Source organism: Frigidibacter sp. ROC022 (genome assembly GCF_024723735.1).
Classification (GTDB): domain Bacteria; phylum Pseudomonadota; class Alphaproteobacteria; order Rhodobacterales; family Rhodobacteraceae; genus SLM-1.
Genome location: NZ_JANQDU010000001.1, coordinates 880,031 through 894,107 on the forward strand (window position 1 = coordinate 880,031; position 14,077 = coordinate 894,107).

At 65.7% G+C, this 14,077-nt stretch carries 12 protein-coding genes; 6 read left to right on the top strand and 6 right to left on the bottom strand.

The window, feature by feature from the left end; genetic code table 11:
• Positions 1-151: 151 nt before the first annotated feature.
• Together NUW50_RS04245 and NUW50_RS04250 are read left to right on the top strand one after the other, a co-directional pair.
• Complete coding sequence (locus tag NUW50_RS04245) at positions 152-1,135, top strand: mannonate dehydratase (RefSeq protein WP_258287818.1); 984 nt, start codon at positions 152-154, stop codon at positions 1,133-1,135.
• A 25-nt stretch (positions 1,136-1,160) separates the two neighbouring features.
• On the top strand, positions 1,161-2,036 hold the full coding sequence (locus NUW50_RS04250) for an SMP-30/gluconolactonase/LRE family protein (RefSeq protein WP_258287819.1): 876 nt from the start codon (positions 1,161-1,163) through the stop codon (positions 2,034-2,036).
• A gap of 3 nt (positions 2,037-2,039) precedes the next feature.
• Here the strand turns inward: NUW50_RS04250 and NUW50_RS04255 are convergent, their stop codons facing one another.
• Genes NUW50_RS04255 through NUW50_RS04280 form a run of 6 tightly spaced genes read right to left on the bottom strand, consistent with a single transcriptional unit; the run spans position 2,040 to position 10,279 of the window.
• The gene (locus NUW50_RS04255) at positions 2,040-3,227 is read right to left on the bottom strand and encodes a galactarate dehydratase (RefSeq protein ID WP_258287820.1); all 1,188 of its coding nucleotides are present in this window, start codon (positions 3,225-3,227) and stop codon (positions 2,040-2,042) included.
• Positions 3,224-4,459: a mandelate racemase/muconate lactonizing enzyme family protein gene (locus NUW50_RS04260; RefSeq protein ID WP_258287821.1), complete on the bottom strand. Its 1,236-nt coding sequence runs from the start codon at positions 4,457-4,459 to the stop codon at positions 3,224-3,226. The genes NUW50_RS04255 and NUW50_RS04260 overlap by 4 nt, the downstream gene beginning before the upstream one ends.
• Positions 4,460-4,462: 3 nt before the next feature.
• A complete protein-coding gene (locus NUW50_RS04265) occupies positions 4,463-6,178 on the bottom strand; it encodes an ABC transporter ATP-binding protein (protein WP_258287822.1) in 1,716 nt (571 codons plus the stop codon).
• A 15-nt stretch (positions 6,179-6,193) separates the two neighbouring features.
• Positions 6,194-7,306, bottom strand: a complete 1,113-nt coding sequence (locus NUW50_RS04270) for an ABC transporter permease (RefSeq protein ID WP_258287823.1) — start codon at positions 7,304-7,306, stop codon at positions 6,194-6,196.
• A gap of 12 nt (positions 7,307-7,318) precedes the next feature.
• On the bottom strand, positions 7,319-8,305 hold the full coding sequence (locus NUW50_RS04275) for an ABC transporter permease (RefSeq protein WP_258287824.1): 987 nt from the start codon (positions 8,303-8,305) through the stop codon (positions 7,319-7,321).
• Between the two features lie 57 nt (positions 8,306-8,362).
• Complete coding sequence (locus NUW50_RS04280; protein WP_258287825.1) at positions 8,363-10,279, bottom strand: ABC transporter substrate-binding protein; 1,917 nt, start codon at positions 10,277-10,279, stop codon at positions 8,363-8,365.
• Positions 10,280-10,609: 330 nt separating this feature from the next.
• Here NUW50_RS04280 and NUW50_RS04285 point away from each other — a divergent pair, with 330 nt between their 5' ends.
• From NUW50_RS04285 to NUW50_RS04300, 4 genes are read left to right on the top strand one after another with little or no spacing between them, the layout of a single operon-like run.
• Positions 10,610-11,362: a FadR/GntR family transcriptional regulator gene (locus NUW50_RS04285; protein WP_258287826.1), complete on the top strand. Its 753-nt coding sequence runs from the start codon at positions 10,610-10,612 to the stop codon at positions 11,360-11,362.
• A complete protein-coding gene (locus NUW50_RS04290; RefSeq protein ID WP_258287827.1) occupies positions 11,359-12,207 on the top strand; it encodes an NAD-dependent epimerase/dehydratase family protein in 849 nt (282 codons plus the stop codon). The genes NUW50_RS04285 and NUW50_RS04290 overlap by 4 nt, the downstream gene beginning before the upstream one ends.
• Positions 12,200-13,090, top strand: coding sequence for an aldose epimerase family protein (locus NUW50_RS04295; RefSeq protein WP_258287828.1), 891 nt, complete (start codon positions 12,200-12,202; stop codon positions 13,088-13,090). The genes NUW50_RS04290 and NUW50_RS04295 overlap by 8 nt, the downstream gene beginning before the upstream one ends.
• On the top strand, positions 13,087-13,992 hold the full coding sequence (locus NUW50_RS04300; protein ID WP_258287829.1) for a dihydrodipicolinate synthase family protein: 906 nt from the start codon (positions 13,087-13,089) through the stop codon (positions 13,990-13,992). The genes NUW50_RS04295 and NUW50_RS04300 overlap by 4 nt, the downstream gene beginning before the upstream one ends.
• Positions 13,993-14,077: the final 85 nt, after the last annotated feature.

Below are 14,077 nucleotides of genomic sequence, written 5' to 3' on the forward strand. Positions count from 1 at the left end.
GGATGTCGATGGAAGGCAGACCGAAACAGGCGCGGCGCAGGTCCGGTTCAAGGCCGGTCAATCTTCCGGGAAGCGGTTTCTGGTCCGATGATTGGGCTCGAACCTCCCCGCCGATCGGCCTAATAGATGGCAAAAAGGGGAGGAGGCCGCATTGTATCTGGGAACGCAACTGCCTGCGCGCGACGAGGCGGACTACGTCGTGATGAAACAGCTTGGCGTCGACAACATCTGTGCCGATCCTCCCGGCGACTGGCGCGGTTGGGACCGCGAAGCGCTGACGGCGCATCGGACGCGCATCGAATCCTTCGGGCTGACGTTGGACATGATCCAGCTGCCCCTGCCGTCGAAACCATTCGACAAGGCGCAGATGCCCGATATCCTCAGCGCCGGACCCGAACGTGATGCACAGATCGCGGCCTGCTGCCAGATCATCGCGGACTGCGGCAAGGCGGGCATCCCGGCGGTGAAATACAATTTCAACTACATCGGCATTCCGCGCAGCGAGGACGAAATAGGCCGCGGCGGGGTGCGGATGTCCGCGTTCCGGTGGGACCGGATGGATCACGACGCGCCGGCGCCTTTGGGCGTGCTGAGCGAGGACGAGATCTGGAGCCGGATCGATTATTTCCTGGCCCGCGTGGTGCCCGCCGCCGAGGCCGCGGGGGTGAAGCTTGCCTGCCATCCGCACGATCCCTACACGCCGCCGGGCTACCGAGGCGTGACCCGGGTTCTGGGCACGGTCGAGGGGCTGGCGCGGTTCATCGAGTTGCGCAAGAGCGAGGTTCACGGTCTGAACTTCTGCATCGGCACCGTCGGCGAGATGCTCGAGGATGTCTCGGAAGTGCCCGCGATCACCCGGCGGTTCTGCGCGACCGGCAAGATTTTCAACATCCATCTGCGCAACATTGCCGGCGGCAGGCTGTCCTTTGCCGAGACATTGCCGGATGCCGGCGACATCGATCTGCCGGCGGTGATCGAGGCACTGGCCGAGGGGGGATACAAGGGCATGGTGATGCCGGACCACGCGCCGAGGATGGACGGGCGCGACCCCGAGGGAACGGCCTTTGCCTTTTCATATGGCTATATCGCGGCGCTGCTGGACCGACAAAAGCGGCTGGCCGCCAAACGGGTCTGAGGCCCGGAACATGAAAGGAAACAGCATGCCCCCGCAATCCGCCAGCGTGACCCGTTGCCTGGAACTCGACCTCGGCGTCGGTGAATCCCCGGTCTGGGACGACCGCACAGGACGTCTGGTCTTCATCGACATCCTGGCGCCGGCGATCTTTCGCTATGACCCCGAAAGCGGCGCTGTCGAACGCTGGGACATGCCCGAGACGATCGGCAGTTGCGGTCTCTGCGCCGATGGCCGGATCGTCGCCGCGCTGCGTTCGGGCGTGTTCCTCTTCGACCCCGAGAGTGGGGCGCTGGACCTGCTGGCGCGGCCCGAACCCGACCGGCCCGGCAACCGCCTGAACGACGGCAAGGTCGGCCCGGACGGCGCATTCTGGATCGGCAGCATGGACGACACCGCCGACAAGGGGCCGAACGCCGCGCTCTACCGGGTGACTGCGGATGGGGCCGTGACCAAGGTGGTCGAGGGGTTGACGGTCTCGAACGGGCTGGCATGGTCGGCCGACGGGCGCCGGATGTTCCACTCCGACAGCCGCCAGACCGTGGTCTGGATTTGGGATTTCGACCCGGCGACCGGCGCCGCGACCAATCGGCGGGAAATCCGCCGGCTGCCCGAGGCTGATGGCCGGCCGGACGGCGCTGCGGGTGATGCCGAAGGCTGCTACTGGTCCGCCGGCGTCTCGGCCGGATGTCTGAACCGGTTGGCGCAGGACGGCACGCTGCTGCAGCGGGTCGATGTGCCGATCCTGGCGCCGACCATGCCCTGCTTCGCCGGGCCCGATCTGAAGACGGTCTACCTGACCTCGCTCACCACCCGGCGTGGCGACCGCGCCGAGGCCGGCGGGCTCTACCGGCTCGACGGCGATCTCGGGATCGCCGGCGCGCCGGTGGCCCGGTTCGGCTGAGCCTCAGGCGAAGGCGTAGGACCCATCGGGCCGCTTCGGCACCCGGCGCTGCCAGTGAACATAGCCGTCGCGGCCCATGTAGTCCTCGTCCATCTCGACCCCCCAGCCGGGGCGGTCGGGTCTCAGCTCGAGATAGCCGTCCTTCGGCAGATAGGGGTCGGCGACATAGCGCGAGGACTCGGTCGTGGTGACGTGGTTGTGGTCGCCATAGGCATAGGCCGGGCCTTCGGGCAGTCGATACTCCAGGATCGTGAAGTTCTGTGTCGCCGCCGAGAAATGCAGGTTCACCGCCGTCGCCAGCGGTCCCATCGGATTGTGCGGCGCCACGGTCACGTAATGCGCTTCCGCAATGGTGGCGATCCGGCGCATTTCCGTAATGCCGCCGACAACGCAGATGTCCGGCTGCGCGATATCGGTTCCATTCGCCTTCAGCAGTTCCAAGAACTCGAACCGGTTGTAGAGCGATTCCCCGGTGGCCAGCCGGCATTCGAGCCCCTTCTTCAGTTCCCCCCAGATCGGGATGTTCTCGGGCCGTAGCGGTTCTTCGAAGAACAGCGGATCATAGGGCGCCAGCGCATTGCCCAGTTGCTTGGCCTGGATCGGCTCGAAAATCTTGGCATGGGCGTCGAAGGCGATTTCGTAGTCGCTGCGGATGGTCTCGCGCAGTTCCCGGAAGTACTCGGCCGAGGTGCGCACGACTTCGCCCCAGCGATTGGCATGCTGGTCGATGCGCCAGGGGCTGAGCTTGAAGGCGGTGAATCCCCAGCCTGCGTTCAGCCGGTCGAACTCATCGCGGGCCTGTGGCGCGTCGGGGGCGGTGTAGACGCCGGCATAGACCCGGACCCTGTCGCGGACATGGCCGCCGAGGATCTGATAGACCGGAACGCCGAGCGCCTTTGCGGCAAGGTCCCACAGGCAGTGGTCGAGTGCCGAGATCGCCGCCAGCCCAAGTGCTCCCGGAGGGAAGCGGGCCTGCTGGATCATCAGGTTGACAAGATACTCCACCCGGGTCGGGTCCTCGCCTTGGAGGAAGCCGAGCAAATAGTCGAGCACCGCCGGAAGCGCCTTGTCCGGTCCGTGATTGTAGCACTCGCCCCAGCCGGTCAGCCCGTCATCGGTGTCGAGTGCCACGACCACGCGGGGCCGATCCTTGTCGCGGGTCATGAAGACCCGCATCCTGTCAATCTTCATTCTTGGTCCTTTCCGGAAAAGTAACGTTGGCGCCCGGTGCGCGTCTGCACATAGAGATGTTCCGACCATGTCCCCGGCACCCAGGACCGGTTTCCGGCCTCGGCGGGGATGCCTGTATTGCCCTGGCTCGGGTAACGGGCGACCAGCGCCTCGTCGATGTCGCAGCCCAGACCGGGCGCGTCGGGGACGGTCAGGAAGCCGTCGGTCTGTTCGGGGTAGGGCCGGATGATGTTGCGCCGCTCGGGCCAGTCGTCTTCCAGCCGTTCCAGGATCAGCCCGTTCGGGATCGTGGCCAGCAGATGCAGCGCGGCATATTCCGCCACCGGCCCGAGCGAGCCGGAATGCGGCGCCATCATGATGTAGTGCGCCTCTGCCATGGCCGCGATCTTCTTCATCTGGGTCAGGCCGCCGCCGCGTCCGGTATCGGGCTGGACGACATCGACCAGTTCCTCTTCGATCAGTTCGCGCTGACCGAAGATCGTGGCGCTTCGCTCCCCCGCCGCCAGCGGCACATGGGCGGCGTCGCGGATCCGGCGGTAGCCCGACAGGTTCTCGGGTGCGATCGGATCCTCGATCCACATCAGGTCATAGGGTTCGAGCGCCCGGGCAAGTCTTGCGGCATCGGCGGGGGTCAGCCAGGGCGGCCCATGCAGGTCGATGGCGATATCCACGTCGGCGCCGACGGCATCGCGCAGTTCGGCCACCTTGCGGACCGGATCGCTCACCCCGCCGCATTTGATTGCCGAAAACCCGCGCGCCTGGGCCGATCGTGCCACTTCGGCGGTATTGGCATGGGTGTAGATCCGGACCCGGTCGCGGATCTTGCCGCCCAGAAGCTGCCAGACGGGCACGCCCAGGGCCTTGCCCTTGATGTCCCAGAGCGCCATGTCGATGCCGGTCATCGCGCCGCCGCCGACGGTGCCGGTCATGCCGTGGCCCATGATCGCCACCTGCATCTTCTGCCAGAGCTTCTCGATATGCATCGGGTCTTCGCCGATGACGATATGGGCCAGATCCTCGACCGCGGTCTGCAATACCCGCGGCCAGCCCGAGCATTCGCCGATCCCGGTGATCCCCTCGTCGGTCTCGACCTTGACGAAGAGCCAGTTGCGGAACCCGTTCAGCTTGCCCTCGGCGCCGAAGGCTTGGGTCTTCGGTCCGTCGGTGGCATAGGTCGGCGCGGCAGGCTGGCCGACATGCATCAGGAAGGTGCGGATTCCGGTAATCTTCATCGGTCAGACCTGTTCGACATAACGGTGACGCTTGTGAATTCCGCGCCGGTTCGGGTCGGGCCAGGGCACCGCCGAGATCAGCGCCTTCGTGTAGGCATGGTTCGGTGCGGTGACGACCTGCTCGGTCTCGCCCACCTCGACCAGCTTGCCGCGATACATCACCCCGACCCGGTCGCAGAGATAGCGGATCACCCCGATGTCATGGCTGATGAAGACATAGGCCAGCCCCAGTTCGTCCTGCAGCTTCAGGAGAAGGTCGAGAACCTGGAACCGGAGCGAGGCGTCGAGCGCCGAGGTCGCCTCGTCCGCGACGATGACCTTGGGTTGCAGCGCCACCGCCCGCGCGACCCCGATCCTTTGCCGCTGGCCACCGGAGAAGGCGTGCGGATAGCGCTCTCGCCAGGCCGGTTCCAGCCCGACCTGCTCCATCAGATGCGACACACGTTCGTCCAGTTCCCGGCCCCGGGCGATGCCATTGACCAGCAGCGGCTCCCCGATGATCTGCGCAACCGTCATCCGTGGATTGAGCGAGCCGAACGGGTCCTGGAAGATCATTCGCACCTCGCGCCGCATGTCCTTCAGCGCCGGGCCGTGGGCGGTAACCAGGTCGATCACCTCGCCATCCGGCTTGCGATAGCGGATTTCGCCGGAGGTCGGGTCGAGCAGCCGCACGATGCAGCGCCCCATCGTGGTCTTGCCCGATCCGCTTTCGCCGACGATTCCCAGAGTCTCGCCGGGGCGGACTTCGAAGCTGACGTCATTCACCGCCCGCAACGCCTCGAAATCCATCGAGAGGTTCTTCACCTCCAGCACCGGTGGCCGGTCCGCCGGCACCGGCGCCCGGGCGGCGCGCAGGTCCGAGCGACGTTGCAGCCGGGTCACCGAGTCGATCAGGCCACGGGTATAGTCGTCGCTGGGGTGATGGAAGATGGTGTCGACATTGCCCTGTTCCATCACCCGCCCGCGATACATCACCAGCACGTCATCGGCGATCTCGGCCACCACGCCCATGTCATGGGTGATGAAGATCACCGCGCTGCCGTGGCGGTCCTGCAGGCGCTTGATCAGATCCAGAACCTCGGCCTGGGTGGTGACATCCAGCGCCGTCGTCGGCTCGTCGGCGATCAGCAGCCGGGGATCGCAGGCCAGCGACATCGCGATCATCGCCCGTTGCCGCATCCCGCCCGAGAATTCGAAGGTGTAGCGGTCGATGGCCTTTTCCGGGGTCGGAATCTCGACCTCGGCCAGCAGTTCGATCGCCCGGGCCCGGGCCGCTGTCTTGGACAGACCCAGGTGCAGCCGCAGCACCTCGATGATCTGGTCGCCGATGGTGTGGACCGGCGACAGCGACGACATGGGCTCCTGGAAGATCATCGCGATGTCGTTGCCGCGGATCCGCCGGATTTCACGGCCCCGGTCGCCCAGTTTGACGAGGTCCACGGTCGAGCCATCCGCGCGGCGGAAGATCATCTGACCCGAAACGATCCGGCCGGGCGCGTCAACGATTTGAAGGATCGAGCGGGCGGTGACGCTCTTGCCCGATCCGCTTTCGCCGACGATGCACAGGGTCTGGCCGGGGTAGACCTTGAAGGACACCCCGTCCACCGCCTTCACCACCCCGGTGCGGACCGGAAAGTGGGTGACCAGATCGCGCACCTCCAGCACGGGTTCGGCGCGTGTCTTCGCGGATTTGTTCGGGTTCTGACCTGTTTCGGACATCGGAGAACTCGCGCCTTATTTGTTGTAGGGGTCGGCTGCGTCGCGCAAGCCGTCGCCCAGAAGGTTCAGGGCCATCACGGCAAGCACAACGGCGCCGCCAGGGGCGAAGAGCCAGGGGGCGGTGGCGATCGAGCGCACGTTCTGTGCCTCGCGCAGCAGAACCCCCCAGGAGATCGTCGGCGGTTGCAGCCCCAGTCCGAGGAAGCTCAGCGAGGTCTCGGCCAGGATCATCGCCGGGATCGCCAGGGTGATCGAGGCGATAATGTGGCTCATGAAGCTGGGCAGCATGTGGCGAAAGATGATCCGGCCCTCGGAACAGCCGTCCAGCCGTGCCGCCGAGACGAATTCCTCGGTCCTGAGCGACAGGAAGCGGCCGCGCACGACCCGCGCCAGATGCGCCCAGCCGGTCAGCGACAGAATGATGGTGATCATCATGTACTGCAGTGTCGCGGGCCAGTCCTGTGGCAGAGCCGCCGCCAGCGCCAGCCAGATGGGGATCGTCGGCAACGCCAGGACGAATTCCACCACCCGTTGGATGGCAAAGTCGATCCGGCCTCCGAAATAGCCCGAGATGCCGCCCAGGATGACCCCGATGATCAGTGAAAGCGCCACGCCGACCAGGCCGATCGACAACGATGTCTGGGCACCCTGCATGATGCGGCTCCAGACGCATCGACCCAGCCGGTCGGTCCCGAATGGAAAGAATGGCTGTTTCGGATCGGACGAGGCGAAGAGATGCCGGTCGGTCTCGATCAGCCCGAACAGGCGATAGCTGTAGCCATGGCCGAACAGGACCAGCCGCACCGCCTTTTCGGGCTCGGGGACATAGATCGCCGCCAGGGTGTCGGGATCGCGTTTCAGCTTCGACGGCACGAAATGCGGTCCGACGAACCCGTCATCGGACCACAGATGGATCGCTTCCGGCGGGTGGAACGGTGTCCGGGCGTTTTGCGCACTCGGGTCGTTGATTGCGAAGAAGCCCGGCATCGCGGCGATGACGTAGAGGATCGCGACGACGATCAATCCGGCCATCGCCAGCTTGTGCTTGCGGAACGCCCACCAGATCAACTTGGACTGCGAGGCCACTTCCAGGCGTGGCGGCCCGGCGTTGGTTGTTGCTTCGGTCATGCCTCGGCTCCTCTATTCAAGCCTGATCCGCGGATCGGCGATGGCCAGAAGGATGTCGCTGACCAGCGACCCGATCAGGGTCAGGGTGCAGATCAGCAGGACAAAGGCGCCGGCCAGATACATGTCCTGCGCCAGCAGCGACTGCAGCAGCAGCGGCGCGGCCGTTGGCAGGTTCAACACCACGGCCACCACGATCGACCCCGAGACCAGGTTCGGCAGCAGCCAGGCAATGGTCGAGATGAACGGGTTCAGCGCGATCCGCACCGGGTATTTCATCAACAAGCGGAACTCGCTCAGCCCCTTGGCGCGGGCCGTGGTGACATAGGGCTTGTTCAGCTCGTCCAGCAGGTTCGCGCGCATCACGCGGATCAGGCTGGCGGTGCCCGAGACCGCTAGGATGATTACCGGAATCCAGAGATGGTGGATCAGGTCGGCGACCTTGGCCCAGGTCCAGGGGGCGTTCTGGTACTCGTCCGAGAACAGCCCGCTGACATCCTGACCGAAGATCACCACCGCGATGTACATCAGGACCAGCGCCAGCAGGAACGACGGGATCGCCAGACCGAAGAAGCTGATCGAGGTCACGATGTAGTCGCCGATCGTGTATTTCCGGACCGCCGAGAAAATCCCGATCGGCAACGCGATGGCCCAGGTGGCGACGAGGGTCGAGAGCGTCAGGGTGAGCGTCAGCGCCATCCGCTCCCAGACCAGGTCTCCGACCGGTTGCTGCCATTCGAACGAGGTTCCGAAGTCACCATGCACTAGGATGCCCCAAATCCATTTTCCGTATTGCAGGAGCATCGGTTCGCCGAGCCCGAACCGCTCGCGCAGGGCGTCGGCGGCGTTCTGGTCGATGATCTCGTTCGAGGCCGCCAGGGTGGCGACGTAATTGGTGACGAAATCCCCGGGCGGTAGCTGGATCAGGACGAAGGCGAGGAAACTGACAGCGAACAGCGCCGGGATCATCCACAGCACGCGCTTAAATATGAATCGTAACATCTGGAGAATCCCGAAAGGGTGATCCGGGGCGGCCTGCTGGGCCGCCCCGGCGCGTGATCAGCTCTCGAAGAAGAACTGCTGCGGCAATGCGGGTGCCGGATTCGGGTAGGTCCAGCTGTCCGGTTCCCGTTTCGGCGTGTTCAGGAAGTTGTTGCGGCAGACGCCGAAGGTGTTGACGCCCAGGCAGACCCCCACGGTCTCGAACGCATCCGCGGTCAGCTCGAACAGCTGGTGCATCAGCCGGCCGCGCTCTTCCAGGTCAACCGTTGCCTTGGCCTGATCATAGAGCTTCATGCGCTGCTTCTGGCTTTCCGGCGGCTCTTCGCCCTGGGTCCCGTTCGACACGTACCACTGTGCCCAGGGCACCGCGTAGCGCGACCCTTGGGTATGCGCGGCGAAGTAGTCGCGCGGGTCGAACATCGGGTCGAGCCCGCCCGGTCCCGGCCAGACCTGTGCATCGTGGTCGTTGGCATCGCCGCGCGAATAATAGAGCGCCCGCTCGATGGAGTTGACCTTGATGTCAACGCCGATCTCGGCCCAATGCGACTTGACCAGTTCCAGCACGTCGACAAGGTCGGGATACAGCGTCGGGATCACGTCGACCGAGAAGAACAGCTTTTCTCCATCCGGCCGCAGCCGCATGCCCGAACCGTCTTTCTTGTCGAGCCCGATCCCGTCGAGCAGCGCATTGGCCTTGTCGAGATCGCGTTCGGTGAACTGGCGTGACAGTTTCTCGAAATACCAGGGATGCGATGGCCGCGGGCCGGTCTGGTAGGGTTCCGACTGGCCAAGGTAGATCAGGTCGATGATTTCCTCGCGATCCATCGCCAGTGACATGGCGACGCGGAAATCCTTCTGCTCGAAGATGGCGCGCATCTTCGGGTCCTTGTGGCACATGTTCAGGTAGATCGAACAGACATTGGCCGACGACGGCACCAGCTCCATCAGGTGATAGTCGCCCTTCTCGGTATTCGCGGCCAGCGTCGGCTTGTTGGCCAGCGAGTTGATATGCCGTTCCTGCAGGTCGATCTTGCCCGAGATGACGTCGAGCATCAGCGATTCGACGTCCTGGCTGATGCCGAAGTTGATCCCGTCGAGATAGGGCAGCTGATTGCCCTCGGTATCGATCTGCCAGAAATAGGGGTTGCGCTTGACGATGACCCGGGTGGCGCCGCCGACATAGGGTTCTTCCACGACCCACGGGTCGAGAACCGGTTTCTCGGGGTTGGCCCAGCGTGAGGGAATCTCGATATCGCCGTTCTTGGCGCGGAACAGATCGGCCCAGCTGCTCAGCCCCTCGGCCTTCACCATGTCGTCCAGCTTGTCGTTGTACTTCGGCAGGAACTGGCTGGCGTAGTGCTTGCAGAACAGTGTCGGGTGCTGGCCCAGCGGCGTCGCGAGCTGCTCGAGGAACAGCGCATAGGGTTCCTCGAACTGGAACTGCACCGTCTCGTCATCGATCTTGGTGACCGTCGCCGGTTTGCCGCCCGAGGTCAGGATCGACGGGACCGAGCTGTAGAGCTCGGGGTTCTTGACGCAGTCCTCGATCGAGAACACCACGTCGTCGGCGGTGAACGGCTGGCCGTCCGACCACTTCATCCCCTTGCGAAGGTGGAAAACGAAGGTCCGGGCGTCGTCGCTGACATCCCATCCGGCGGCGACATTGGGTTCGACCTTGGTGAAATCCATGTCCCAGCGTGTCAGCCCGTTGTTGCCGACGCAGCGCAGGATGCCGTTGTGGTCCGAGCTGCCGCGCAAGCCGCGGCGCCACATGCCGCCATAACTACCGATCCGGTCGGCCGGGGTCACGACCATCGGGTTCTCGCCGATCCTCTCGGCAAGTGGCGGCAGATCGCCCTTGGCGACCATTGCCGCAAGTTCAGGGGCTTCCTTTGCCGCGGCGAAGGATGCGCCGGACGTCAGAGCCAGGCCGGCGAAACCGGTCGTGGTGCCCAGGAACGCACGGCGGCTCATCCGCCCGCGAACGCTTTTTCCGTCAGTTCCCATTGTGTGTTTCTCCTCCCATTGCGCAGCGAATCTGACTGGTCCGCCTGCCTGCCCGGACTGTTACAGATGTAAATTCACTTGGCAAGTATTGACAGCATTTGGGCGAAATGCGAGAAAAATCACCAGAAATTGGATCAGGTCAGGACAGAAGCTGACAACTTGACGGAAGTTTGAATATTCCGTCTAAGGGCCCGGCGGTCAGGAGGAAGCCATGTTCGGTTCGAAGAATCTGCGCTGCTCAGCCCGGCCGTGCTCCTTGGGGGATATCCGGGCATCGGACGCCCTCGGGTATGGGCGATGACGGCTGACAACGACCCGAACTCGGACGAACCGGTCGAACTGACCTCGGCACTCAATGCGCCGGGGCCGGTGCGGCTGTCGCTGGCGGTCTATGACCGGATCATCGACCTCATCGCCGAAGGCCAGTTCGGGCTGAACCAGCGGTTGCCTTCCGAAGCGCGGCTGGGAGAGCTTTGCGGCGCCTCCCGTCCCGTCGTGCGCGAGGCGCTGGCGCGACTGCGCGAGGATGGTGTGATCGTGTCGCGGAAGGGCTCTGGCTCCTATGTCCAGCGCCAGCCTGCTGCAACGCTGCTGGAGCCCACCACGATGGGCTCGATTGCCGATGTGCAGCGCTGTTTCGAATTCCGCACCGGGATCGAGGCGGCCGCCGCCAACCTGGCTGCCGGGCGTTGGGAAACCGAAGACATGCGCCGGATCGACAAGGCGATGGCGGCGATCGATGCCTGCATTGCCCGCGGCGACCTGGGCGCCGATCAGGACAGCCTGCTGCACGAGGCGATCGCCGAAGCGACGCACAACCAGTACCATGCCGGGCTGCAGCGGCAGCTCCGGCAACATATCCGGATCGGGATGAAGATCTCGCGGACGCTGACCCTGCACCGCAGCCGCGACAGGCTGCAACAGGTGCAGAGCGAGCACCAGGCGATCGTCGAGGCGATCCGCGCCCGCGACGCCGACGCGGCGGGGACCCTGATGCGGGAGCACATCCTGGCCGCCCGCCGCCGCATGTTTGAAGGAGTGGACCGGTGAACCTGTCGGAGATGCATGTGGTCGTGACCGGCGGAGCCGGCAGGGTGGGGAAGACCCTGCGCAAGGCGATGTCCGCCGAGTTCCGGAAGGTCACGGTGCTGGACCTCGTGGCCGAAACCGATCTGGCCGAGAACGAGGTGGCCTCGGTGTGCGACATTGTCGACCTGGCGGCGCTGACCGGTGCCCTGGAAGGCGCGGATGCGTTGATCCATCTGGCCGGCTACCCCATCGATCAGGCCATCGAGGATATCCTGCGGGTGAATTGTCAGGGAACCTGGAACCTTTACGAGGCCGCCCGCCAGCAGGGAATCGGGCGGGTCGTTCAGGCCTCCAGCAACCATGCCACCGGGTTCTACCGGCGCGATCAGCGGGTCTCGCCCGACATGCCGATGCGGCCGGACGGCTCCTATGGCCTGTCGAAGTGTTTCGGCGAACTTGTGGCCGGGCTCTACTGGGACAAGGCCGGGATCCGGACGCTGTCGCTGCGGATCGGTAACGCCATGGACCGGCCGTCGCACCGGCGCGGCCTGGTCACCTGGATCAGCCCCCGCGACCTGGCGCAACAGGTGCGGATCGGCCTCACCCATCCCGATATCGATGCAACGGTGATCTACGGGGTTTCGGCCTGCGAGGACGGTTGGTGGGACAACTCCGTCGCCACCGCCCTTGGCTATGTCCCGCAGGACCGGATCGAGGATTTCGCGACGCCGGATGCCTGGACTTCGCCCCTTGAAACGGAAGTCGCCGAGACCTTTCAGGGCGGCATGTTCTGCAGCGTGAACCATGATGGCGTGATCCGTGGCCGGGCGGATCTGCTTTCCAAGTCGAATTCCGATCATGACTGACATCACGCTGGCTGCCGGGCCTCTGACTGTTGTCTTGCGCCCGGCCTGGGGCGGCCGGGTGCTGCGCGCCGTGCACGAGCGGTTCGGCGACATTCTGGTGCCGATCGAAACCGACTCTTTCGTCCCCGACCAATGGCCGAAGGGCGGGGCCTATCCGCTGGTGCCGTTCCACAACCGGGTCAGCGACGCCCGGTTCCGGTTCCAGGACCGGAGCGTGGAACTTCCGGCGCATCCCGACGTGGCGCCCAATGCCCTGCATGGCTTTTCCAGCCGGCGGGCCTGGCAAGGCGCAGCCCTGACCGACACCGCGGCGCACATGCAGCTGGATCACCCGGGCGATGCGGCCTGGCCCTGGCGCTGCCATGCCGCGCAGGACTACCGGCTGGCGCCCGACCGGATCGACGTTACGGTGTCGGTAAGCAATCGGGACACGACACCGATGCCGGCGGGAATCGGCTGGCATCCGTATCTGCCGCACCTGGCCGGCATTGACGTCGATGCCGCCCATTTCTGGCCGACAAATCCCGATCTGACCCCGACCGGCGAGAAGCAGCCGGCCGCAGGTCAGGACGGCGACACGCGCTATCTCTCGGACTGGAGCCGCTGCGACATGGTTCTGGACAACGGCCTGCGGCTCTCGCTCTCCGCCACGCCCGAGCTCAACCACATCGTGGTCTATTCGGCCCCGGCCGGTTACGTCTGCGTCGAGCCGGTCAGCCATCTGGCCAACGCGCTGGCCCGCCCCCCGCGCGATCCCGGCGACGGGATGCAGACCCTGGCGCCGGGCGAGACGCTCTCCGGAACCGTGGCGCTCCATGTTCAGCTTCCCGGGGCGCCGCCCATGGCTGCGCCGGGACGCATGCCATCAGAGGTAACCAAATGACCGACATCCAGACGGCGCTCCGCGGCATATCCGGGATCCTGGTGACGCCCTTCGACAGCGACGACCGGCCCGATCCGGCGCGGCTGTCCCCGATCATCGACCGGGCGGTGCAGGCCGGTGTCCACGCGCTGACCGTCAACGGCAACACCGGAGAGTTCTACGCCCTGAGCGCCGAGGAGGCGCTGACCATGGCCCGCAGCGTGCCCGAACTTGTCGCGGGCCGTGCGCCGGTGATCGCCGGGGTGGGGCGCAGCCTTGGCGAGGCGCTGGCGCTGGCCAGGGCCTCGGCCGCGGCCGGGGCTTCGGCGCTGATGATCCACCAGCCGCCGGACCCTTTCGTGTCGCCGCGCGGCCTGGTGGACTATGTCGCCCGGATCGTCGGCGCCGGCGATGGCCTGCCGGTGGTGCTCTATCTGCGCAACGACGCCATCGGCACCGAAACGATCGCCCGGCTCTGCGCGATCGAGGGCGTGCTCGGGGTGAAATGGGCGACGCCGAACCCGATGAACCTGGTCCGCGCCATCGCGGCGGCGCCGGAGGGCGTCACCTGGGTCGCCGGGCTGGCCGAGGTCTGGGCCCCGCCGCTCTATGCCGTCGGTGCGCGGGGCTTCACCTCGGGGCTGATCAACGTCTGGCCGGAACGCTCGATGGCGATCCACGCGGCGCTGGACCGGGGCGACTACGGAGAGGCGAACCGGCTGATCGCCGAGGTGCGGGTGTTCGAGGACATCCGGGCCGAGGAACAGAACGGCGCCAATGTCTCGGGGGTGAAATGGGCGCTGGCCGCGAGCGGGCAGGATTGCGGCCCGGCCCGGCCGCCGGCGGCCTGGCCGCTGACCGCGGATCAGCAGCGGCGCCTGGGCGGGTTCCTGCAGGCCAACGGGCTGGCCGCCGGGGAGTGACCGGGCCGGGGCAGGGCGGCGGGAGCGCCGGACCCGCGCAACATCCCGGCGAGCTTTGTGTCGCGTAAAAGGGCGCTCCAGCAGG

Excerpts from the sequence above, each read along its gene's own strand:
- NUW50_RS04250 (WP_258287819.1), top strand. The coding sequence starts at position 1,161 with ATGCCCCCGCAATCCGCCAGCGTGACCCGTTGCCTGGAACTCGACCTC.
- NUW50_RS04255 (WP_258287820.1), bottom strand. The coding sequence starts at position 3,227 with ATGAAGATTGACAGGATGCGGGTCTTCATGACCCGCGACAAGGATCGG.
- NUW50_RS04260 (WP_258287821.1), bottom strand. The coding sequence starts at position 4,459 with ATGAAGATTACCGGAATCCGCACCTTCCTGATGCATGTCGGCCAGCCT.
- NUW50_RS04265 (WP_258287822.1), bottom strand. The coding sequence starts at position 6,178 with ATGTCCGAAACAGGTCAGAACCCGAACAAATCCGCGAAGACACGCGCC.
- NUW50_RS04270 (WP_258287823.1), bottom strand. The coding sequence starts at position 7,306 with ATGACCGAAGCAACAACCAACGCCGGGCCGCCACGCCTGGAAGTGGCC.
- NUW50_RS04275 (WP_258287824.1), bottom strand. The coding sequence starts at position 8,305 with ATGTTACGATTCATATTTAAGCGCGTGCTGTGGATGATCCCGGCGCTG.
- NUW50_RS04280 (WP_258287825.1), bottom strand. The coding sequence starts at position 10,279 with ATGAGCCGCCGTGCGTTCCTGGGCACCACGACCGGTTTCGCCGGCCTG.
- NUW50_RS04285 (WP_258287826.1), top strand. The coding sequence starts at position 10,610 with ATGACGGCTGACAACGACCCGAACTCGGACGAACCGGTCGAACTGACC.
- NUW50_RS04295 (WP_258287828.1), top strand. The coding sequence starts at position 12,200 with ATGACTGACATCACGCTGGCTGCCGGGCCTCTGACTGTTGTCTTGCGC.
- NUW50_RS04300 (WP_258287829.1), top strand. The coding sequence starts at position 13,087 with ATGACCGACATCCAGACGGCGCTCCGCGGCATATCCGGGATCCTGGTG.